Here is a 21,295-nt window from a genome sequence, read left to right on the forward strand (position 1 = left end):
GGGCTCCAGCACGGGTTTGCTAGAAGAGAGGCTAATTCATAAATGGCTAAAGTCATCGGTATCGATCTGGGCACCACCAATAGCTGCGTTGCAGTGATGGACGGCGCCAATCCCAAGGTCATCGAAAACGCGGAAGGCGCACGCACCACGCCATCCATGGTCGCCTTTTCCAAGGACGGCGAACGTCTGGTTGGCCAGCCGGCCAAGCGCCAGGCCGTTACCAATCCGGAAGGCACGCTGTTTGCGTTCAAGCGCCTGATCGGGCGCCGCTACGACGACAAGGTCGTGGCCAAGGACAAGAACCTCGTCCCCTTCAAGATCGTCGCCGCCGAGAATGGCGATGCGTGGGTCGAAGCCTCGGGCGAGAAGTATTCGCCCTCGCAGGTCTCGGCCATGATCCTGCAGAAGATGAAGGAAACCGCCGAATCCTATCTCGGCGAAACCATTACCCAGGCCGTCATCACGGTTCCGGCCTATTTCAACGACAGCCAGCGCCAGGCCACCAAGGATGCGGGCCGCATCGCCGGCCTTGAAGTGCTGCGCATCATCAACGAGCCGACCGCTGCGGCGCTGGCCTATGGCCTCGACAAGAAGAACACCGGCACCATCGCGGTCTATGACCTTGGCGGCGGCACCTTCGACGTGTCGATCCTGGAAATTGGCGACGGCGTGTTCGAGGTGAAGTCCACTAATGGCGACACCTTCCTCGGCGGTGAAGATTTTGACATGCGTCTGGTCGATTACCTGGCCGACGAGTTCAAGAAGGAGCAGGGCATCGACCTTCGAAGCGACAAGCTCGCTTTGCAGCGCCTCAAGGAAGCAGCGGAAAAGGCCAAGATCGAACTCTCGACCCTGACCCAGACCGAAATCAACCTGCCCTTCATCACCGCCGACGCGTCGGGCCCCAAGCACCTGACGCTCAAGCTGAGCCGTTCGAAGCTCGAATCGCTGGTCGACGACCTGATCCAGCGCACCATCGAGCCGTGCAAGCAGGCGATCAAGGATGCCGGCGTCACCGCCGCGCAGATCGATGAAGTCGTGCTGGTCGGCGGCATGAGCCGCATGCCCAAGGTGCAGGAAATCGTCAAGCAGCTGTTCGGCAAGGAGCCCCACAAGGGCGTGAACCCGGACGAAGTGGTGGCACTGGGCGCCGCCATTCAGGCCGGCGTGCTGCAGGGCGACGTCAAGGACGTGCTACTGCTCGACGTGACCCCGCTGTCGCTGGGCATCGAGACGCTGGGTGGCGTGTTCACCCGGCTGATCGATCGCAACACCACGATCCCGACCAAGAAGAGCCAGACCTTCTCGACCGCCGAGGACAATCAGAGCGCGGTGACCATCCGCGTGTTCCAGGGCGAGCGCGAAATGGCCGCCAATAACAAGCTGCTGGGCAATTTCGACCTCAGCGGCATCCCGCCGGCCCCGCGCGGCGTGCCGCAGGTGGAAGTGACCTTCGACATCGACGCCAACGGCATCGTGCAGGTTTCGGCCAAGGACAAGGGCACCGGCAAGGAGCAGCAGATCCGCATCCAGGCCTCGGGTGGTCTCAGCGACGCCGACATCGAAAAGATGGTCAAGGAAGCCGAGCAGAACGCCGAAGCCGACAAGAAGAAGCGCGAATCGGTTGAAGCCAAGAACCAGGGCGAAAGCCTGATACACTCGACCGAAAAGTCGCTCAAGGAATATGCCGACAAGGTTTCGGCGGAAGACAAGAGCGCTATCGAAGCCGCCATCAACGACCTCAAGGGCGTGATCGAAGGCGACGACGGCGAAGTGATCAAGGAAAAGACCGACGCCCTCGGCCAGGCGGCAATGAAGCTGGGCGAGGCCATGTACAAGGCCAGCCAGGCTGAAGCCGAAGCCAAGGCCAATGGCACCGACGATGATGGCGAAGACGACGATGTGGTCGACGCCGACTTCGAAGAGGTCAAGGACGACGACGGCCAGAAGTCGGCCTAAGTTTGGCGATATGATCGCCAGCATGAATTGAAGGGGGTCCGGCGTCAGCCGGGCCCTTTTTTTTGTTGCGGGGGCTGCCTCCCTTCTCCCCTTGCGAGAGAAGGGGCCCCGAAGGGGCGGATGCGGAGTCTCTTTCCTGAAATCGCAGCATGGGGGCGCGCAGCACCCTCACCCTGAAAATCGGCTGAACGCCGATTTTCAGTCCCTCTCCCTCAAGGGAAGAGGGGAAACGGAGCCTTAAATTCTACACTTCCGCTTAGAATTGGCTTTTCTGGGCTGCATAGCCTATGAAGGCACATGAACATTCCAGACCCCCAGACCTTCATCGAACCCGAAAAACTGCGCAAGCTCATGGCCAATGCCGTGCGCCTGGGCTATCCCGACTTGGCCTTTGGCTGTCAGTTCCGCATCGCCGAACTGGCCGGCAACGCCCATGGCAAGGCCTTTGAAGGCCCCGCCGCCGAGCGCGCCGTCGAGCGCCTGTTCTGGATCGGCCTTGTTACCGCCGAAGAACTCCGCACCGCCGATAATGGCCGCACCACCCGGCTGATCAAGGTTCGCGCCAAGCACAAGCGCGTCGGCGCCGTGCGCCTGCTGTCCGATCTGATGATGACGGCCGAGCTGAGCGATGGCTTTGAAAAGCTGGTCGCCAATAACCGCAGCGACCTCACCGGCGAAGCCATCGTGGTCAGCCACGAAGACCTGTTCAGCATCGATGCGGTCAATGCCGCGCGCAAGAAGCTGATGGACCAGGGCGTGACCCTGAGCGAAACCGCCGAAGCCTGACCGTCCGCCGCTCGCTGCTTCGGCCTCCCCCGAAACTTGCAGAGCGCGTGACCGACCCCGCCATTCGAGCCCCAGCCCGCATGGCATCCCCGCAAACAATGCTCCGCTGGAGCGATTTCCCCCTAACCTTAACCTTCCTTCGTGCCATTCGAGCGTAGCTCGCATGGCCTTCTCGCCTAAAATCGCTCCACTGGAGCGATTTTGCCCTGCGGGCCGGTGAGAAGTTTCACGTGAATCCTTGTTTTCGGCCCCGGAGCGATCCGGGGCTTTTCCTTGTGGACAGCGTCCGACGCCGCAAAATGGGCTTGATTGAGTCAAGTGCCAGCCGCTTTTCGGGTGCAAATGAGCCACATGCGTTTCTGAGGCCGCTGCCATGACCGAATCCACCGCCGAGCATCCTGCGGCTGACACCACCGACTCCATCGGGCGGCTGGCCGAGCTGATCGCCGGCGATCCGATGGAACGGATCGATGCCGATATGAAGCATGTGCTCGATGGCATGGCCGAGCTGGGCGCGCGGCCGCTGGAGCTGATTTCGCCGGTGATGGCGCGACGCCAGCCGCGGGCGGCCGAAGCGATCAGCGCCATTCTGGACCGGCAGGAGCGCGAGCGCCCCGAGGATGGGGTCAGCACCGAAGACATCGCGATAGCGGGCGCTGACGGCGAATTGCCGGCGCGGCTCTATCGGCCCATGGGCCTACTGAGCCGCAACAACCCGATGATCCTTTATTTTCATGGCGGCGGCTTTGTCACCGGCGACCTCGACAGCCATGATGCCTCGGCGCGGGCTTTGGCCCGGCGCAGCGGCGCTATCGTGGTGTCACTCGCCTATCGGCTGGCGCCGGAGCATAAATTTCCAGCGGCGCATGACGATGCCTGGGCGGCGTGGCGCTGGCTGCTGGCGGCGGCACAGGGACTGGCCGGCGATGCATTGCGGCTGGCCGTGGCCGGCGAGGATGCCGGTGGCAATCTGGCGGCTTATGTGGCGCTGCGGGCGCGCGATGAGCGCGTCATCAAGCCGGTGCACCAAGTGTTGATCCACCCCATTGCCGGGGCCGAGCTGTCGACGCCATCCTATGGCCAGACCCTGCGGGCGCAGCCGATCGGACTGCCGGCGATGCGCTGGCGGTTCCGGCAGCTGTTCAATGACGACGCCGAGCGCAGCGATCCGCGCATCGCCCTGACCGAGATTACCAATCTGGCCGGCGTGGCCCCGGCGACCATCGTGCTGGCGGGTATCGACCCGCTGCGCTCGGAAGGCGAAGCCCTGGCCGCAGCCCTCGAAAGCGCCGGCGTCCCGGTGCAGTGCTGGACCTATGATGGGGTCACGCAGGGGTTTTTCGGCCTGGGCCTCGTGGTCACCAAAGCGCTGTTCGCGCAGGCCGATGTGGCCGATGCGCTGGGCAAGGCGTTTGCGCCGGACCGGCGTAGCTGACCCCACATCCTGCCAAAGCACAGCATGCCTTGCCGTTTGACGGCCTGACGCATTGAAGCGCGCGCGCTGGCTTGCTATGAGCCAGCCATGGTTTTGCCGGTTGCGGCCCCACCACCCCTTGCGGGACGTGGGGTCGATTGCCATCTAGGGGCAGACACCGGGGCATAATTTGATGCAGGGCGCGCGCCGGCGCGACCAGCAGGTTCGGAGACTATTTTTGGCCAAACGCGATTTCTACGAGGTGCTCGGCGTACAGAAGGGCGCTGACGACGCAGCGCTCAAGAGCGCCTATCGCAAGCTCGCCATGCAGCACCACCCCGACCGCAATCCGGGCAATGCCGACGCCGAAGCCAAGTTCAAGGAACTCAGCGAGGCCTATGACACGCTCAAGGACGGCCAGAAACGCGCCGCCTATGACCGGTTTGGCCATGCCGCCTTTGAAAATGGCGGCGGGCGCGGGCCGGGCGGTGGTTTTGGCCCCGAATTCACCTCCTCGATGTCCGATATCTTCGACGATATCTTTGGCGACTTCATGGGCGGCGGCGGTGGTGGCCGGGGCAGGGGTGGCGGCGCCGCCAAGCTGCGCGGCAGCGATCTGCGCTATAACCTCGAAATCAGCCTCGAAGAGAGCTTTGAAGGCCGCACCGTCGAAATCGACGTGCCGACGCTGGTCGGCTGCAATACCTGCGATGGTTCGGGCGCCAAGCCGGGCACCGGCACCCATACCTGCCGCCAGTGCAATGGCCATGGCAAGGTGCGCGCCGCGCAGGGCTTCTTCACCATCGAGCGCACCTGCCCGGTCTGTCAGGGCCGTGGCCAGATGATGGACCAGCCCTGCACCGATTGCGGTGGCCAGGGCCGCCGGCAGGAAAATCGCAAGCTCAGCGTCGATATCCCCAAGGGGATCGAGGACGGCACCCGCATCAGGCTGGCCAATGAGGGCGAGGCCGGACTACGCGGCGGACCGCCGGGCGATCTCTATATTTTCATCTCGATCCGCCCGCATGAGCTGTTCCAGCGCGACGGGGCCGATCTTTATGCTCGCGTGCCGATTGCCATGACCACGGCGGCTTTGGGTGGCGAATTCGAAGTGCCGACGCTGGATAATGCCCGGGCCAAGGTGAAAGTCGCGGCCGGCACCCAGCCGGGTCAGCGCGTCCGCCTCAAGGGCAAGGGCATGCCGGTGCTGCGTTCCAAGGATGTCGGCGATCTCTATGTGCAGCTCGATATCGAGACGCCGCAAAATCTGAGCCGCAAGCAGCGCGAGCTGCTGGAGGAATTCCAGCGCATCACCACCGAGGACACCAATCCGACCTCGGAAGGGTTTTTCGCCAAGCTCAAGAAGATGTTCGAGGCCTAAGCATTGTCCGATCCGATCGCGCCGGCCTCGCCCATTCCCCCAGCAGCCGGCCCGATCGAGATCGTCCTGGCGTTTGACGACGCCTTCTGGGCGCCGACTTACGCCACCATGCGTTCGATCTGCCTGACGACGCATCACCCCGAGCGGCTGCGGTTTCATCTGCTGCATCGCACGCTGACGCCCGAGCATCACGCCGCCATCGCCAGCATCGGCAGTGATTATGGCGCAGTGCTGAACTTCATCGATATCGATGCGCGCAACATCTTGGCGGAGCGCATCGCGGCGTTCCCCAAGATCCGGCTGGCGCGGCTCAACCCGATTGTCTATGCGCGGCTGTTTCTCGGCGATCTGCTCGATCCCGCGATTACCCGCGTGCTGTATCTGGACAGCGATCTATTCGTACGCAGTGCGCTTGATCCGCTGTATTTCATGGATATGGACGGCCACGCCATCGCCGCCGTGCTGCAGCCCGACCGCACCCATTGCATCGCCGGGCAGGATCTGCGCGCCCGCAATGCCTTCTCCATGGCCGAGCCCTATTTCAATGCCGGGGTGATGCTGATCGATATGGCGCAATACCGGGCAATGGATTTTGCCGCCACGCTGGCCCAGCTGGAGCCAGCCGAGCTGGCGATGTTCTATTACGATCAGGACATGATCAATTACTGCTTCAAGGGGCGGATTCTCGAAGTCGAGCCGCGCTGGAATTTGCAGAATGCCGAGCCGGCGCATGAGGTGTTCAACCCGACCATCGTGCATTATTCGGCCAATGCCAAACCCTGGCTGAGCTGGTCGCGCGTCGCCTTCAAGCGCACCTATCGCCATCTGATGACCAACCAATATTACTACCAGTATCGGCGCGAACGCCTGCTGCGCCGGCTCAAGCGGCTCGTCGGCTGGCGCTAAGCCGGCTTGCCGGAGGCGAAGGCGGCGGGCAGAGTGGGTCCATAACAAGGACCAATCCCCCATGCTGACTGCGCTAACGCTTTGCGGCTCGATCCGCAAAAATTCCTATAACCGGATGCTGCAGGAGCATGTCGGGCACAAGCTGGAGGCGGCGGGCGTGGCGGTCAACGCCATCAGCCTCGCCGATTTCGAAATGCCGATCTTCAATGAGGATCTGGAGCCCGACCATGTGCCCGAGGCCGCCGGACGGCTGGCCGAACTGTGGCGCAGCCACGACATCGTCTTCATCGCCAGCCCGGAATATAATGGCGGGCTGACGCCGCTCACCGTCAATATGCTGGCCTGGCTTAGCCGGCAAAAACCCAGCCCGTTTCGCCATGCGGTATTCGGCATTGGCGGGGTCAGCACCGGCAAATATGGCACCATTTTCGGCCTCAGCCATCTGCGCGATTCGCTGAGCAAGATCGGGGCGCTGGTGGTGCCGACTTTGCTCGGTATCGGCCCGGTCGAAGACGCCTTCGACAAAGACGGCAATCCCACCGAGCCCGCCATCATCCGCAAGGTCGACCAGATCGTGCAGGAACTGACCCAGTTCCGCCGGGGCGGCTAACCATGCGGGCGCTGTATCTGACCCATCCGCAGGTGGCCATCGACGCCAATATGCCGGTGCCGTTATGGGGGCTGTCGGCCCTGGGCCGGCAACGCGCCGAGGCATTTGCCCAATCGGGCGCCGTGCCGGTCGGGGCGATGATCTTTTCCAGCAATGAGCGCAAGGCGCTGGAATTGGCGGAACTGCTGGCTACGGCGGCCGGCACAGCGGTGCTGAGCGAGCATGCGATGGGCGAGAATGACCGCAGCGCCACCGGCTTTTTGCCACCGGCCCTGTTCGAGGCGACCGCCGACCGGTTCTTTGCCGCGCCGGAGCAGAGCATTGATGGCTGGGAGCGGGCCATCGACGCCCAGCGCCGCATCGTCGCGGCGGTAGCGGCCGCACTAGCCCGGGTGCCGGAGGGCACGCCGGCGATACTGTGCGGCCACGGGGCGGTGGGCACATTGCTCAAATGCCATGTGGCCGCGCGGGCAATTTCCCGCGCCGAGGATCAGGGTCCCGGCGGCGGCTATGGCTTTGTTTTCGATTTCGGCGCCGGCCGGCTGCACAGCGAGTGGACAGCGCTGGAACAGCTCGCGCCGGATTGGCTGGCCCGCGCTAACCTTGCGACAATCGCGAATTTGCTCTAGTCCGAACCCAACATCGACAGTGGAGAAAGACCATGGCTGGCCAATTGATCGTGGGCCTCGACGTTTCGTCGCGCGCCCGTGCCGAAGAGATCGTCTCCCTGCTGGGCGATACGGTGGATTTCTACAAGATCGGCTATCAGTGCTTTTATGGCGCTGATGGCTATGCGCTGGGCAAGGCGCTGATCGCCGCCGGCAAGAAGGTGTTCTTCGACCTCAAGCTGCTCGATATCGACAATACGGTCGAAAAGGGCGTCGCTGCCTTTGCCGAAACCGGCGCCACCATGCTGACCGTGCATGCCTATCCCAAGACCATGCGCGCCGCCGCCAAGGCTGCCGCCGGCTCCAATCTCTGCGTACTGGGCGTCACGGTGCTCACCTCGATGGACGACGAAGACGTCAAGGAAGCCGGCTATGAGCGCGACGCCGCCGGGCTGGTGGCGCTGCGGGCGCAGCAGGGCCGCGACGCCGGCATTGGCGGGTTGGTGGCCTCGCCACATGAAGCCACCATGGTGCGCACCATTGTCGGCAACAAGCTGGCCATCGTGACCCCCGGCATTCGCCCGGCGGGCAGCGCCATGGGCGACCAGAAGCGGGTGATGGGCCCAGCCGAGGCACTGGGGGCCGGCGCCAGCCATCTGGTGGTGGCGCGACCGATCATCGAAGCTGCCGATCCGGCGGCAGCGGCGCGGGCGATCCTGCATGAAATGAACAACGGGACGCGCCTCGCATGACCAGGTTTTCCGCCTGCATCGACATGCTGTTCGTCGGCGAAACCACCAATGCCGCCGAGCGCATCCGGCTGGCCAAGGCCAGCGGCATGGATGCGGTGGAATTCTGGCTGTGGTCGAACAAGGACCTCAACGAAATCGAGGACGCGCTGGGCGCGACCGGATTGCCCTTGGCCGGCATTGTCGCCGAGCCGTTTGCCGAACTGACCCGCGTTACCGACCATGACCGCTTTCTCGCCGGGCTGGAACGCAGCCTTGCGGTGGCGCAGCGGCTGGGCACCAAAATGATGATGCCCAGGCCGGGCCGGAACTGGCCGGCGTGCCGCGCCAGCAGCAGCATGATGCGCTGGTCGAGGCCATGGCGCGTTCGGCTGAGGTGCTCAAGGGCTCTGGCGTGCAGCTGGCGCTGGAGCCGCTCAATACGCTGGTCGATCATCAGGGCTATTATTTGCCGTCGACGGTGGAAGGGCTCGACATTGTCGATGCGGTCAACCGCCCGGAAATCGCGCTGCTGTATGATCTTTATCATTCGATGGTGATGGGCGAGGACACCGCAACGGTATTGGCCGGCCGCGTCGACCGCATCGCCCATATCCACATCGCCGACCACAAGGGCCGCAATCAGCCGGGGACTGGGGGCTTGCCGCTGCGGGCGAGTCTCGATTGGCTCGAAGGGCAGGGCTATGCCGGTTATGCCGGGCTGGAATTCGTGCCGATTGGGGCGACGGCCACGGCGCTGGATGAGACGCGAGTGGTGCTGGGGCGTTAGGGCGCTAGCGCCCGCCACCACCGCGTCCGCTCATCACAACCGCCACCCCACCCCCGATGTTACCCCGGCCTTGAGCCGGGGCCCATCTCGAGATCACGCCAGCACACCCATCTCAGGATGGGTCCCGGCTCAAGGCCGGGATGACACCGCGTTTAAATGCACGATTTGCGCTAGCGCCTATCCGACCAGGCCGTGCTGGCGGCTGAGGTCTTCCAGGTCGAGCTGTGGCCTTGCGCCGATGTGGCTGATGACTTCGGAGGCGGCCAGGCACCCGGTCTTGAGGGCGCTTTCCAGCGTCTGGCCACGGGCCATGCCGAGCAGGAAGCCCGAGGCGAACAGATCGCCGGCGCCGGTGGCGTCGACCACGCGGTCGACCGGGAAGGCCGGGACCGAGGTGATTTCGCCATTGTAGATCGCCATGGCGCCGTCGGCGCCCATGGTGATGGCGGCGAGTTCGGTGTCCTTGGCGACTTCGCGCACGGCTTCGCCCAGATCGTCGGTCTGATACAGCGACTTCAGCTCATGCACATTGGCAAACACATAGTCGATGGTCTTGGAGCGCATCAGATCGAGGAATTCGGGGCGGAAGCGATCGACGCAGAAGGGGTCCGACAGGGTGAAGGCCGCGGCGCGCTCATGCTTATGGGCGTAATGCGCGGCGCGGACGAAAGCCTTCTTGGCTTCCACCGGGTCCCACAGGAAGCCTTCCATATAGGTGATGGCGGCGCCGCCGATTTCGTCTTCGAAGATATCGGCTTCGGTCAGCTCGTGGCAGGCGCCCAGATAGGTGTTCATGGTGCGCTCGCCATCGTCGGTGACGAAGATCATGCAGCGCGCGGTCATGGCGCCGTTGATCAGGGGGAGCGTCGAATAATGCACGCCCAGATCGCCCATGTCGGCGGCGAACACCGCGCCCAGATCATCCTGCGCCACCTTGCCGACAAAGGCCGCCCGGCCGCCCAGCGAGGCGACGCCCGCGGCGGTATTGCCGGCGCTGCCGCCGGAGAATTGCTGCCGGCCGACCGGCATCTTGGCATAGAGATTGGCCGCCCGATCGCTGTCGATCAAATGCATGATGCCCTTGTTCATCGCCTCGCCGGCAATGAAGGACTCCTCCACCGGGGCAATGATATCGACAATGGCATTGCCGATGGTGAGGACGTCGAAACGGGTCTGGGTCATGCGAGGGTCCGGCGTGAGGGAAGGCCGTGAGCCGGTTTAGAGCAGGACCGGGGTCGGTGCAACCTCGCGGTTCTCGATGATGGCGGTGATCAGCGCCTCGATATCCTCGCCGGCCTGCATGGCGATCTGCCCGTCGAGCAGCAGCACCGCCAGCCCATGCACCCGCGCCCAGGCGGCCAGAGCCGCCATCCGGCCATTGCGGCCATCGCCACCGCTGACCTGGCGCAAGGTGGCAAAGGCGGCTTCGGCGGCAATGCGCAGGCCGGGCCGATTGTCGCGCCGCAGCTGGGCCGAGAACATCAGCCGGAACAAGGCCGCATTATCCAGCGCGAACAGCACATAGGTCTTGCCCATCGCCGCCAGCAGATCGGGCGGATTGGCGGCGCTGACCTCCGCCATGGCGCGGGTGAAGCGCTGATAGCCGGTGACCGCCAGCGCCTCGAGCAAGGCGGCCCGAGAATCGAAATGCCGATAGGGCGCCGCCGGCGACACCCCCACCGCCCGCGCCAGATCGCGCAGGCCCAGCCCCGCCTCGCCCTCGCGTTCGAGGATCAGCAATGCCGCTTCGAGCAGGGCATTGCGCAGATCGCCATGGTGATAGGGCGCATTTGGACGAGATGTTGACATTGTTCACTTATAGGAAAATATATGTAAGCGTTGATTACATGACGCGGAGAGGACGCGCAAATGGATATCGATCTGCTGCTGACCATTGGTCATCATCTCGCGGTGTTTAGCCTGGTTGGCATTATTGCCGCCGAATTTGCGCTGCTGCGGCCGGGATTGGCCGGGCCGCGCGTCAGCCAATTGGCGCGCATCGACGGCGTCTATGGCGCCATGGCCGGGCTGGTGGTCATCGTCGGGGTGCTGCGGGTGATCTTTGGCGCCAGCGGCTGGGAATATTATGTCGGCAATTATGCCTTCTGGGCCAAGATGGCGGCCTTCGTGGCGGTAGGGCTGCTGTCGATCAAGCCCAGCATCGCCATCCGCCACTGGGCCCTAGCGGCAAAAACCACGGCGGATTATGCCGTCCCGGCAGATGATCTCGCCAGCAATCGGCGCTTCATCCACTACCAGTTGGGTGTGCTGCTGCTGATCCCGATCTTCGCCGCGATCATGGCGCGGGGGTGAGGGCCGCTACTTGCCCACGGGCAGCGGCGATTTCGGCTCGTACCGGCACCATTGCTTGATCTCGCAGCGCCAGCATTCGGGTTTGCGCGCTTTGCAGACATAGCGGCCGTGCAGGATCATCCAGTGATGCGCATGTAGCAGATATTGCTTGGGGATCACCTTGAGCAAATGCTGTTCCACCGCCAGCACAGTCGCCCCCGGCGCCATGCCGGTGCGGTTGCCGACGCGGAACAGATGGGTGTCCACGGCGATGGTGGGCTGCTTGAACCACAGATTGAGCACCACATTGGCGGTCTTGCGGCCGACGCCGGGCAGGGCCTCCAGCGCCGCGCGATCGTCGGGCACTTCGCCGCCATGCAGATCGAGCAGCAGCTGGCTCAGGGCGAAGACGTTTTTCGCCTTGCCACGAAACAGCCCGATGGTGCGGATATGATCGGTGATCTGATCGACGCCCAGCGCCACCATGGCGGCAGGGTTGTCGGCCAGTTCGAACAGGGCTTTGGTGGCCTTGTTGACGCCGACGTCCGTCGCCTGCGCCGACAGCACCACCGCGACCAGCAGGGTAAAGGCATTGCTGTAGTCGAGTTCGCCCTTGGGCTCGGGCTCGATTTCGTGGAAGCGGTGAAAGATGGCTTCGACATCGGCTTTGGAGAGCGGTTTCACTTTTTTGACTGCGGCCATTCTCTCGCCCCTGATTCTGCGCCTATAGTGTCCAAGAGACCGCCATGCCAATGCAAGCCACAACCACCGCGCCCCTGTTCGCTGCGACACTGAAGCCCGACCGTTCGGCCCGGCTGACCGGTGGCTGGCTGGCGTTTTTCACCAGCGCCATATTGGCTTCGCCGCTGGTGGTGGTGGTGCCGGAAATGCTGGTGCCGGCAGGCGTGGCCTTTGTCGTGGGCTTTGGCGGGCTGACCGCCCTCAGCGTGCGGCAGTCGCGCCAGCGCCGGGTAACCCAACAGGTGACCCTGTGGCAAGACCAGCTGGAAATCGTCACCATTGACGGCAAGGGCGGCCGGACCTTGCAGCGCTTTGATCCGCAGGCGGTGCGGCTGGTGCTGCATCGCGATGCCAATGAAAAAACCCAATCGATGGGCCTGCGCAACGGTGCCGATGAAATCGCCATCGGCGCGTTTCTCGGGCCCGAGGATCGATCGAGCTTCGCCCAGGCCTTTGGCACGGCGTTACGCCGCGCCCGGCAGGCCGCCTAGTCAAAACCGGGTCGCGCGTGGCGACCAAGCGGCCTAGACAGACACCTTGAAACATCACCAGATGGGTGTCCCGATGAACCAGATCACGCATATGACCCCCGCCACGGATTACGACACCATCCGCGCCGCTATCCGCTATCTCAGCGAACACGGCCCCGATGCGCTCGACCTGCCCGGCTTTGCCCGGGCGCTGGGGCTGAGCGAACGCCAACTGACCGATTTGTTCCGCCGCTGGTGTGGCCTCAGCCCCAAGAGCTTTGCCCAGGCGGTGGCGCTTGACCATGCCAAGAGCCTGCTGCGCGACAAGCAAAGCGTGCTCGACACCACCTATGAGGTGGGCCTCAGCTCGACCTCGCGGCTGCATGATTTGTTTGTCACTTATGAAGCGATGCCGCCGGGCCAGTTCCGCGCCGGCGGCGCCGGGCTCGACATGGTGTGGGGCGCGGCGCCGTCGCCCTTCGGCATGGCGGTGGTGACGGCTACCGACTACGGCATGTCGGGGCTGGGCTTTGCCGATGAAGAGATTTCGGTGCAGCAGGCCTTTGAGGATCTGGCCAATCGCTGGCCCAATGCCCGCTTTACCCGCGACGACGCCCGCATCGCGCCGATGGTGGCCGATGCCTTTGATCCAGCGCGCTGGTCGCCCGACCATCCGGTGCGGCTGGTGCTGATTGGCACCGATTTCGAGGTGAAGGTGTGGGAGACGCTGCTCAAGATTCCGGTGGGCCAGGCCACCACCTATCAGAGCGTCGCCAATGCGGTGGGCCGGCCCAAGGCGGCGCGGGCGGTGGGCGCGGCGGTGGGCAAGAACCCGATTTCGTTTGTGGTGCCCTGCCATCGTGTGGTTGGCACTTCTGGCGCGCTCACCGGCTATCACTGGGGCGTGCCGCGCAAGCGGGCGATCCTGGGCTGGGAAGCCGGCGTGATCTCCGCCGCGCATTAAGTTTCACGTGAATCCTTGGGCTGGTGATCGTGGCCCCACCCCCTCCCAACCTCCCCCATCTAGGGGGAGGTGCTGTTCTGTGGGTGAGGCGAGATGCTGCCCAACACTCGATCTGATACCTCCCCCTTGATGGGGGAGGCTAGGAGGGGGTGGAGCCGAGAACTCTAGAGTTCGACCCGCTCCAGCAGCTTCCCATCGGCGCCGATCTTGTACACCGTCGGCTGGCCGGTGCCGATTTCGCGCTGCAAAATCTCGTCCGGGGTCAGCCCTTCAATGGCCATCACCAGGGCGCGCAGCGAATTGCCGTGGGCGGCGACCAGCACGGTTTTGCCGGCCTGCAGCTGGGGCAGGATTTCGCTGTCGTAATAGGGCAGGGTGCGGGCGGCGGTATCCTTGAGGCTCTCGCCACCCGGGGGCGGCACGTCGAACGAACGGCGCCAGATCAGCACCTGTTCCTCGCCCCATTTGGCGCGGGCGTCGTCCTTGTTGAGGCCGGAGAGATCGCCATAGTCGCGCTCATTGAGCGCGATATTGCGGATGATGGTGAGATTGAAAATGCCCATCTCTTCCAGCATCAGATCGAGCGTGTGCTGGGCCCGGCGCAAAGCCGAGGTGTAATACAGGTCCGGCACGATGCCGCTGGCCTTGAGCGCCTTGCCGGTGGCGCGCGCCTCCTCGATACCCAGTTCGGTCAGGTCCGGATCGCGCCAGCCGGTGAACAGGTTTTTGAGGTTCCACTCGCTCTGGCCGTGGCGGACGAGGATCAGGGTACCGGTCATCGCAGACTTCCTTGTTATGATCAGTTGAGGCCGAGCACGTCGGCCATGGAATAAAGGCCGGGCTGTTGGCTGGCGGCCCACAGCGCGGCGCGGGCGGCGCCATTGGCAAACATGGCGCGGTCTTCGGCGCGGTGATTGAACTCGACGCGTTCATGCGGGCCGGCAAAGATCACCGAATGATCGCCGACCACCGTGCCGCCGCGCAGGGTGGCGAAGCCGATGGTGCCGGCTTCGCGCGGGCCGGTATGGCCATCGCGGACGCGCACCGAATGATCCCGCAGCGCGATATTGCGGCCTTCGGCCACTGCCTCGCCCAACAGCAGGGCGGTGCCCGAGGGCGCATCGACCTTGCGGTTGTGGTGCATTTCGAGGATTTCCACGTCGTAATCGGCCAGCATGCTGGCCGCCTTGCGGACCAGGCTGGCCAGCACATTGACGCCGAGCGAGAAATTGCCGGATTTGACGATGCGCGCCCCGGCAGCGCCCGACTGGGCAATGGCCGCATCGTCGGCCGGCGCGCAGCCGGTGGTGCCGATGATATGGACGAGGCCGAGCTCGGCCGCCTTGCTGGCCAGCATGACGCTGGAGCCGGGCGCGGTGAAGTCGATGATGACGTCAGCGCCGGCCAGCGCCGCATCGATATCGTCGGTAATGGCGATATTCAGCGCCGGCAGGCCGGCATGGGTGCCGGCATCAATGCCCAGCGCCGGGGCGCCAGGGCGATCCAGCGCGGCATGCAGCACAAGGCCCGGATGCTCTGTCACCGCGCGGATATTGGCCGCCCCCATGCGCCCACCGGCGCCTGCTACCACGACCCGCAATTGTGCCATTGCCCGCCTCCTGAAATCTGGCCTGCCTATAGCAGCGCCGGGCGTAAACGCCAACAGCACTGCCCCAATGCGGTCAACATGCTAGGATCAGCTTCGACGCAGACAAAGGGACGCCAATTGACCATCTCCAATGTGCTTGCCGGCATCGCGGTGGACGATCTGAGCGAGGTGCTCGAATATTATGAGACGCTGTTCGGCCGACTGGCCGATGCCCGCCCGATGAGCGAAGTGGCCGAATGGAAGCTGCCCGGCGGTGGCTGGGTGCAGGTGTTCACTGACGCCGACCGGGCCGGCGCCTCGTCACTGACGCTGATCGTCGACGAGCTGGCCCCCGAACTGGCCCGGCTCGACCTGCACGGCCTCAAGCCGGTGGCCCAGGCGATGGGCGATTTCTTCAAAACGGCAAAGTTTCGTGATCCGGATGGCAATCAGATCATCTTTAGCCAGCCGCAGCCGGGGACGTATTGACCAAAGCCGCTCACCAAAACGCGGTGTCATCCCGGCCTTGAGCCGGGACCCATCCTGAGATGGGTGTTACCGGCACTATCGGGGGATGGGCCCCGGCTCAAGGCCGGGGTGACATCGGGGGTGGGGCTCTCGCAGAAGCTAAACCCGCCGTAGCTGCACTTTTTCGATCATGTGGCTGCGGCCCTTTTTCAGCACCAGATCGGCGCGGCTGCGGGTCGGCAGGACGTTTTCCAGCAGGTTGGGCAGGTTGATGCTGCGCCACACTGTCTTGCCGAATTCGCCGGCCTCGGCTTCGCTCATCTCGGCGAATTTGCGGAAGAAGGAGGTCGGGTCCTTGAACGCGGTGTCGCGCAGGCGGAAGAAGCGCTCCATGAACCAGGCTTCCAGATCGTCATTGTCGGCGTCGATATAGATCGAGAAATCGATGAAATCGGAGGCGAACAGGATCGGCTTGCCATCGCTGGGCAGCTCGCCCGGCTGCAGGATGTTCAGCCCCTCGACGATCAAAATGTCCGGCCGGTCGATGATCACATTGCTGCCGGCCACCACGTCATAGACCAGGTGGGAATAGACCGGCACGTCCACGTGCCCCTGGCCCGATTTGATATCGGCGAGGAACTGCACGAAGCGGGCGCGGTCATAGCTTTCGGGAAAGCCCTTGCGCTCCATGATGCCGCGTTCGGCCAGGATCGCGTTGGGGTAGAGGAAGCCGTCGGTGGTCACCAGATCGACCTGCGGGCTGGCGGGCCAGCGCTGCAACAGCGCCTGCAGGATGCGCGCGGTGGTCGATTTGCCGACGGCAACCGAGCCGGCGACGCCGATGATGAAGGGCACTTTCTGGTCGGGGGTTTCGAGAAACCGCGTCGACACATTGTGCAGGCCCTGCACCGCCTCGACATAGAATGACAGCAGGCGGGTCAGCGGCAGATAGACCTCTTCGGCCTCTTCCAGCGAAATCGGATCGCTGAGGGTACGCAGCCGCTTGATGTCGGCGGCGTCCAGCGTCATCGGCTCATCGGCGCGCAGGGCGCTCCATTGATGCTTGGTGAAGTGATGATAGGGCGCCAGCACCGGAGAGCGGCGCGCCATCAGTGCTGATCCTTGCGGGCGGCTTTTTCGGCCAGGCCCGACTGGGCGGTGCGGGTATCGAGTTCGGCCATCACCTCGGCCAGCGGCACCTCGGCGGCGCGCAGCACCACCAGCAAATGATACAACACATCCGCCGCTTCCTTGACCAGCTCGGGGCGGTCGCCGGTGACGGCGGCGATCACCGCTTCGGTGGCTTCCTCGCCCAGTTTTTGCGCGCATTTATTCATGCCGCGGGCGATCAGCTTGGCGGTGTAGCTGTCTTCGGGTGAGGCGGCAGCGCGGAGGGCGATGCGGGCTTCGAGGTCGTCAAGGGTCATGGCAGTAGAGGCTCCTCATCCCCATCGCGTTTGGGGCAGGCTTAGAGCAAAAAACTTCAGCTACGTCTCTACGACCTAAGCCGCGCCATCCATGCGCACGTCGATGCCGTGGTCGCGCAGATATTGCTTGGCCTGCTGAATGGTGAAGGTGCCGAAATGGAAGATCGAGGCGGCCAGCACGGCGCTGGCATGGCCTTCCACCACGCCATCGACCAGATGCTGCAGCGTGCCGACGCCGCCCGAGGCGATCACCGGCACTTCCACCGCATCGGCAATGGCGCGGGTCAGTTTCAGATCAAAGCCCGACTTGGTGCCGTCGCGGTCCATCGAGGTGACCAGCAATTCGCCGGCGCCGCGCGCCACCATGCGGGCAGCGAATTCCACGGCATCGAGCCCGGTCGGGTTGCGGCCGCCATGGGTGTAGATTTCCCAGCCAGCACCATCGGTGCGCTGCTTGGCGTCGACCGCGACGACGATGCATTGATTGCCGAATTTGTCGGCGGCGCGGGCAATGAAATCAGGATCGGTCACGGCCGCCGAATTGACCGCCACCTTGTCGGCACCGGCCAGCAGGAGCTTCCTGATATCCTCAATGCTGCGCACGCCGCCGCCCACCGTCAGCGGGATGAAACAATGTTCGGCGGTGCGGGCCACCACGTCGAAAATGGTGTCGCGGCCTTCATGGGTGGCGGCGATATCGAGAAAGGTCAGCTCATCGGCGCCGGCGGCGTCATAGGCGATGGCGGCGGCCACCGGATCGCCGGCATCGATCAGATCGACAAACTGCACGCCCTTGACCACACGGCCGTCCTTGACGTCGAGGCAGGGGATGAGGCGGGTCTTCAAAGTCATGGACGAGGTTTCCGGGCGTTGCGGGTCAGCGTGGCGACCAGCGTGAACGCCAGCGAAAACAGCCACATGAAAAAAGCGAAGATGGCGACGAGCAGGGCCCAGCTCGGTAGCCAGTTGAGCAGCGCCGCATAACCCAGTGCCAGAATGGGGACGATCGGCACCAGATACCACCACCAATTGACCTTCGAGATCATGATGTGGCGCGGCGCTGCCATCAGGCGGCAGCCTTCAGCAGGGCCAGTGCTTCACGTGAATCAATGCGCCCGTCATAGAGCGCGCGGCCGGAAATGGCGCCTTCCAGCACGGCATATTCGGGCTGGGTCATGCGCTCGATATCGTCCATCGAGGCGAGGCCACCCGAGGCGATTACCGGAATGGAGGTGGCGCGGGCCAGCTCCAGCGTCGAGTCCCAATTGATGCCGGCCAGAATGCCGTCGCGGTCGATATCGGTATAGATGATGGCGGCGACGCCCGCGCCTTCAAAGCGCTTGGCCAACTCGATCACCGCCAGCTCGGAGGTTTCCGCCCAGCCTTCGACGGCCACCATGCCACCGCGCGCGTCAATGCCGACCGCGACCTGGCCCGGCCATTTTTTGGCGGCCTCTTTCACCAGGGCCGGATCACGCACCGCGACGGTGCCGAGGATGACCCGGGCCAGGCCCTTGTCGAGCCAAGCTTCGATATGGGCCAGGCTGCGAATACCGCCGCCCAGCTGCACCGGGAATTTTACCGATTTAAGGATGGCTTCCACCGCTGCGCCATTGACGCTCTCGCCGGCAAAGGCGCCGTTGAGGTCGACGACGTGGAGATATTCAAAGCCCTGCTCTTCAAAGCTGCGCGCCTGGGCGCCCGGGTCGTCGTTGAACACGGTGGCCTGGTCCATATCGCCCAGCTTGAGGCGAACGCACTGGCCATCCTTGAGATCGATGGCAGGGAACAGGATCATGGAGTCCACCTTAGAAAATTATCGATGAGCTTGAGGCCCAGTGCCTGGCTTTTTTCCGGGTGGAACTGGGCGCCGAACAGATTGTCACGGCCAACGCAGGCGGTGATTGGCCCGCCATAGTCGGTGGTGGCGACCAGCGTCTCGGCGCTGGCGGTCACCAGATGATAGGAATGCACGAAATAGGCATGCAGGCCGTCAGGGCCAGTGGGAATGCCGTCGAGCAAAGCATGGGGCCGCGTCACCTCGATGGTGTTCCAGCCCATATGCGGAATTTTGAGCGCCGGGTCCGTCGGGGCCAGCGCCTGCACTGCGCCGGGAATCCAGCCGAGGCCCGGGGTGATGGTCTTTTCGCGGCCTTCACTGGCCATCAGCTGCATGCCGACACAGACGCCGAGGAAGGGCACGCCACCGCGAATCACCCGCTCTTCGAGCATCTCCACCATGCCCGGCACCGCATCGAGCCCGGCCTTGCAATCGGCAAAGGCGCCGACGCCGGGCAGCATGATGCGGTCGGCCCGGCGCACCAGCTCGGGATCAGCGGTGACGACGATGTCGATGCCACGGTCAGCAGCGACGCGACGGAAAGCATTGGCGGCGGAGGCGAGATTACCGGCGCCATAATCAATGATGGTGACCACACTCATGCCAACGCCTCCAGCTGCGCCAGCTCGGCACTGAGCGCGACGCGATCACCGCGATGGGTCCAGCCGCGCAGTTGCAGGGCATGACGGCGGAGCCCCGAGGCGGCAAAGCCGAGCCAGATGACGGTGGTGAGATAGAGCAGGAAGGCGGCATCGCCGCCGATGAAGCGGGCGAGGATGACCAGCGCCACGAGTTTGACGATCCAGAGCAGCAGTTCCAGCCAGAGGCCATGCGTGGCCAGGAAGATCGGCGGCAAGAAGGCGGCAAACCACGAGAAGGTTTCCGGGATGGCTGCCGGCAGAGCGGGTTGCCCAGGCTTCGGGTCGAAGATGGCGTAGAGGGTCACAATGGTCTCCAGTACCTCGATGTCATCCCGGCCTTGAGCCGGGATCCATCTTGAGATCTCAGGATGGGCCCCGGCTCAAGGCCGGGGTGACACCGCAGATGGGGGACGATCTAGTGCAAAAACCGCGAAAACGAAAGCCTTACAGCGTGCCCTTGGTGCTGGGCACGCGGTCACCGACGCGCGGATCGATCTCCACCGCATCGCGCAGGGCGCGGGCGACGGCCTTGAACATCGACTCGGCCAGATGGTGGTTGTTGTCGGTGTAGAAGTTTTCGATATGCAGCGTGATGCCGGCATTCATGGCAAAGGCCTGAAAGAACTCACGAAACAGCTCGGTGTCCATCTCGCCGACCTTGTCGCGCGAAAACTCGGCGCGGAACACCAGGAACGGGCGGCCGGACACGTCAAGCGCGGCGCGGGTCAGCGTGCCATCCATCGGCAGGTCGGCGCTGGCATAGCGGCGGATGCCCTTCTTGTCGCCAAGGGCCTGCTGGATGGCCTGGCCCAAAGCGATGCCGACATCTTCCGCCGTGTGGTGAAAATCGATGTGCAGATCACCCTTGCAGCTGACCTCCATATCGATCAGCGAGTGGCGCGACAGCTGGTCGAGCATGTGATCGAAAAAGCCGATGCCGGTCGCCATCTTATGCGCGCCGGTGCCGTCGAGGTTGATCGAGACGGCGATCTCGGTCTCATTGGTCTTACGGGCAATGCTGGCGGTGCGCATGGTCAGGTCTCCGAGAATACCGGGGCTGACTAGCAGATAGGCATGCAGCCGTGAAGATCACGTTAGGGGAGCACCCGTCATTGCGCCACATTCGGCTGACGATCTGGGCATCCCGCCTCACGGAGATGACCATGCGCCAAATGTTGATTCTCGCCACCGCCGCGGTGCTGTCGGCGTCGCCCGCCTTGGCCCAGTCGAGCCGCACCGCCTGCGACATGGTCCCGAGCGGCATGCTGGAGCAGAGCTTCGGCGGACTCGCCACCCTCATCGAGCGCGGTGACCAGGACGGGGTATCCTTCTGCAATTGGCAAGGTGGCGACGAGGTCTACGCCAAAATTACGTCCATCACCGCCGCCAGCCAGAACATCGTCGGGGGCACGCCGCTGCAATATTTCGCCCAGTCGCAGGCGGGGATGGCTGACAATGTCGGCGCCGAGAATCTGGCGCCCCTGGACGGGCCCTGGCAGGCCGGCTTCATCATCGACCCCGCCGATAACCCCTCGCAAGCCTATAGCATCAGCTTCATCAACCAGGACGACACCGTGACGGTGGCGACCTTTGGACTGCCCAGGGACAAAGCCGTCGCGCTCGCCGGCGCCGTCGCCGCCGGCATGTAGCAACTCACGCATTGCATTCGCTGCACTGTCACC

At 64.0% G+C, this 21,295-nt stretch carries 26 protein-coding genes and 1 pseudogene; 14 read left to right on the plus strand and 13 right to left on the minus strand.

Annotated elements, in window-relative coordinates; genetic code table 11:
- Positions 1-42: 42 nt before the first annotated feature.
- From dnaK to ACX3OZ_RS12965, 9 genes and pseudogenes are all read left to right on the plus strand, one after another.
- Positions 43-1,959: a molecular chaperone DnaK gene (gene dnaK, locus ACX3OZ_RS12925; RefSeq protein ID WP_459094132.1), complete on the plus strand. Its 1,917-nt coding sequence runs from the start codon at positions 43-45 to the stop codon at positions 1,957-1,959.
- 297 nt (positions 1,960-2,256) lie between these two features.
- Positions 2,257-2,745 carry a hypothetical protein gene (locus ACX3OZ_RS12930; RefSeq protein ID WP_459094131.1) on the plus strand — a complete coding sequence of 163 codons (489 nt, stop codon included), beginning with the start codon at positions 2,257-2,259 and terminating at the stop codon, positions 2,743-2,745.
- A gap of 373 nt (positions 2,746-3,118) precedes the next feature.
- Entirely contained in the window at positions 3,119-4,180 is a 1,062-nt protein-coding gene (locus ACX3OZ_RS12935; RefSeq protein WP_459104649.1) for an alpha/beta hydrolase, read from the plus strand.
- Between the two features lie 217 nt (positions 4,181-4,397).
- Complete coding sequence (gene dnaJ / locus ACX3OZ_RS12940; protein ID WP_459094129.1) at positions 4,398-5,540, plus strand: molecular chaperone DnaJ; 1,143 nt, start codon at positions 4,398-4,400, stop codon at positions 5,538-5,540.
- A 3-nt stretch (positions 5,541-5,543) separates the two neighbouring features.
- The gene (locus ACX3OZ_RS12945; RefSeq protein WP_459104650.1) at positions 5,544-6,446 is read left to right on the plus strand and encodes a glycosyltransferase family 8 protein; all 903 of its coding nucleotides are present in this window, start codon (positions 5,544-5,546) and stop codon (positions 6,444-6,446) included.
- Positions 6,447-6,507: 61 nt separating this feature from the next.
- Positions 6,508-7,056 (plus strand): NADPH-dependent FMN reductase, encoded by a 549-nt coding sequence (locus ACX3OZ_RS12950; RefSeq protein ID WP_459094127.1) that lies wholly within the window; start codon positions 6,508-6,510, stop codon positions 7,054-7,056.
- 2 nt (positions 7,057-7,058) lie between these two features.
- On the plus strand, positions 7,059-7,685 hold the full coding sequence (locus tag ACX3OZ_RS12955; protein ID WP_459094126.1) for a histidine phosphatase family protein: 627 nt from the start codon (positions 7,059-7,061) through the stop codon (positions 7,683-7,685).
- A 32-nt stretch (positions 7,686-7,717) separates the two neighbouring features.
- Positions 7,718-8,416, plus strand: a complete 699-nt coding sequence (gene pyrF, locus ACX3OZ_RS12960; RefSeq protein WP_459094125.1) for an orotidine-5'-phosphate decarboxylase — start codon at positions 7,718-7,720, stop codon at positions 8,414-8,416.
- A pseudogene (locus ACX3OZ_RS12965) lies at positions 8,413-9,182 on the plus strand (TIM barrel protein). Before pyrF ends, ACX3OZ_RS12965 begins: the two are co-directional and overlap by 4 nt.
- Before the next feature lie 177 nt (positions 9,183-9,359).
- Here the strand turns inward: ACX3OZ_RS12965 and ACX3OZ_RS12970 are convergent.
- Positions 9,360-10,364: an adenosine kinase gene (locus tag ACX3OZ_RS12970; protein WP_459094123.1), complete on the minus strand. Its 1,005-nt coding sequence runs from the start codon at positions 10,362-10,364 to the stop codon at positions 9,360-9,362.
- Between the two features lie 36 nt (positions 10,365-10,400).
- Positions 10,401-10,991 (minus strand): TetR/AcrR family transcriptional regulator, encoded by a 591-nt coding sequence (locus ACX3OZ_RS12975; RefSeq protein ID WP_459094122.1) that lies wholly within the window; start codon positions 10,989-10,991, stop codon positions 10,401-10,403.
- A gap of 60 nt (positions 10,992-11,051) precedes the next feature.
- On the opposite strand from ACX3OZ_RS12975, the gene ACX3OZ_RS12980 reads away from it, so the two are divergent.
- Complete coding sequence (locus ACX3OZ_RS12980) at positions 11,052-11,495, plus strand: DUF2214 family protein (protein ID WP_459094121.1); 444 nt, start codon at positions 11,052-11,054, stop codon at positions 11,493-11,495.
- 6 nt (positions 11,496-11,501) lie between these two features.
- On the opposite strand, the gene nth is transcribed toward ACX3OZ_RS12980, so the two are convergent.
- Positions 11,502-12,176 (minus strand): endonuclease III, encoded by a 675-nt coding sequence (gene nth / locus ACX3OZ_RS12985; RefSeq protein ID WP_459104651.1) that lies wholly within the window; start codon positions 12,174-12,176, stop codon positions 11,502-11,504.
- A 44-nt stretch (positions 12,177-12,220) separates the two neighbouring features.
- Here nth and ACX3OZ_RS12990 point away from each other — a divergent pair, with 44 nt between their 5' ends.
- Positions 12,221-12,706, plus strand: coding sequence for a DUF2244 domain-containing protein (locus tag ACX3OZ_RS12990; protein ID WP_459104652.1), 486 nt, complete (start codon positions 12,221-12,223; stop codon positions 12,704-12,706).
- A 61-nt stretch (positions 12,707-12,767) separates the two neighbouring features.
- Entirely contained in the window at positions 12,768-13,649 is an 882-nt protein-coding gene (locus tag ACX3OZ_RS12995) for a methylated-DNA--[protein]-cysteine S-methyltransferase (protein ID WP_459104684.1), read from the plus strand.
- Positions 13,650-13,813: 164 nt separating this feature from the next.
- On the opposite strand, the gene ACX3OZ_RS13000 is transcribed toward ACX3OZ_RS12995, so the two are convergent.
- Positions 13,814-14,428, minus strand: coding sequence for a 2,3-bisphosphoglycerate-dependent phosphoglycerate mutase (locus ACX3OZ_RS13000; RefSeq protein ID WP_459104653.1), 615 nt, complete (start codon positions 14,426-14,428; stop codon positions 13,814-13,816).
- A gap of 20 nt (positions 14,429-14,448) precedes the next feature.
- Entirely contained in the window at positions 14,449-15,258 is an 810-nt protein-coding gene (dapB, locus tag ACX3OZ_RS13005; RefSeq protein ID WP_459104654.1) for a 4-hydroxy-tetrahydrodipicolinate reductase, read from the minus strand.
- A 117-nt stretch (positions 15,259-15,375) separates the two neighbouring features.
- Between dapB and ACX3OZ_RS13010 the strand changes: the two genes are divergently transcribed.
- Positions 15,376-15,726 carry a VOC family protein gene (locus ACX3OZ_RS13010; RefSeq protein WP_459094116.1) on the plus strand — a complete coding sequence of 117 codons (351 nt, stop codon included), beginning with the start codon at positions 15,376-15,378 and terminating at the stop codon, positions 15,724-15,726.
- 138 nt (positions 15,727-15,864) lie between these two features.
- On the opposite strand, the gene coaA is transcribed toward ACX3OZ_RS13010, so the two are convergent.
- The 8 genes from coaA to hisB form a co-directional block, all read right to left on the minus strand.
- Positions 15,865-16,815, minus strand: a complete 951-nt coding sequence (gene coaA, locus ACX3OZ_RS13015) for a type I pantothenate kinase (RefSeq protein WP_459094115.1) — start codon at positions 16,813-16,815, stop codon at positions 15,865-15,867.
- Entirely contained in the window at positions 16,815-17,132 is a 318-nt protein-coding gene (locus ACX3OZ_RS13020; RefSeq protein ID WP_459094114.1) for a phosphoribosyl-ATP diphosphatase, read from the minus strand. Before ACX3OZ_RS13020 ends, coaA begins: the two co-directional genes overlap by 1 nt.
- A 75-nt stretch (positions 17,133-17,207) precedes the next feature.
- Positions 17,208-17,984, minus strand: a complete 777-nt coding sequence (gene hisF, locus ACX3OZ_RS13025) for an imidazole glycerol phosphate synthase subunit HisF (protein WP_459094113.1) — start codon at positions 17,982-17,984, stop codon at positions 17,208-17,210.
- The gene (locus tag ACX3OZ_RS13030) at positions 17,981-18,199 is read right to left on the minus strand and encodes a hypothetical protein (RefSeq protein WP_459094112.1); all 219 of its coding nucleotides are present in this window, start codon (positions 18,197-18,199) and stop codon (positions 17,981-17,983) included. The genes hisF and ACX3OZ_RS13030 overlap by 4 nt, the downstream gene beginning before the upstream one ends.
- Positions 18,199-18,930, minus strand: a complete 732-nt coding sequence (hisA, locus tag ACX3OZ_RS13035; RefSeq protein ID WP_459094111.1) for a 1-(5-phosphoribosyl)-5-[(5-phosphoribosylamino)methylideneamino]imidazole-4-carboxamide isomerase — start codon at positions 18,928-18,930, stop codon at positions 18,199-18,201. Before hisA ends, ACX3OZ_RS13030 begins: the two co-directional genes overlap by 1 nt.
- Complete coding sequence (gene hisH, locus ACX3OZ_RS13040) at positions 18,927-19,574, minus strand: imidazole glycerol phosphate synthase subunit HisH (protein WP_459094110.1); 648 nt, start codon at positions 19,572-19,574, stop codon at positions 18,927-18,929. The genes hisA and hisH overlap by 4 nt, the downstream gene beginning before the upstream one ends.
- Positions 19,571-19,918, minus strand: a complete 348-nt coding sequence (locus ACX3OZ_RS13045; RefSeq protein ID WP_459094109.1) for a DUF2628 domain-containing protein — start codon at positions 19,916-19,918, stop codon at positions 19,571-19,573. Before ACX3OZ_RS13045 ends, hisH begins: the two co-directional genes overlap by 4 nt.
- Positions 19,919-20,057: 139 nt before the next feature.
- A complete protein-coding gene (gene hisB / locus ACX3OZ_RS13050) occupies positions 20,058-20,645 on the minus strand; it encodes an imidazoleglycerol-phosphate dehydratase HisB (protein WP_459094108.1) in 588 nt (195 codons plus the stop codon).
- A gap of 131 nt (positions 20,646-20,776) precedes the next feature.
- On the opposite strand from hisB, the gene ACX3OZ_RS13055 reads away from it, so the two are divergent.
- Positions 20,777-21,262, plus strand: a complete 486-nt coding sequence (locus ACX3OZ_RS13055) for a hypothetical protein (RefSeq protein WP_459094107.1) — start codon at positions 20,777-20,779, stop codon at positions 21,260-21,262.
- The last annotated feature ends 33 nt before the right edge of the window (positions 21,263-21,295 follow it).

The sequence above is a fragment of the Devosia sp. A369 genome, assembly GCF_054489345.1.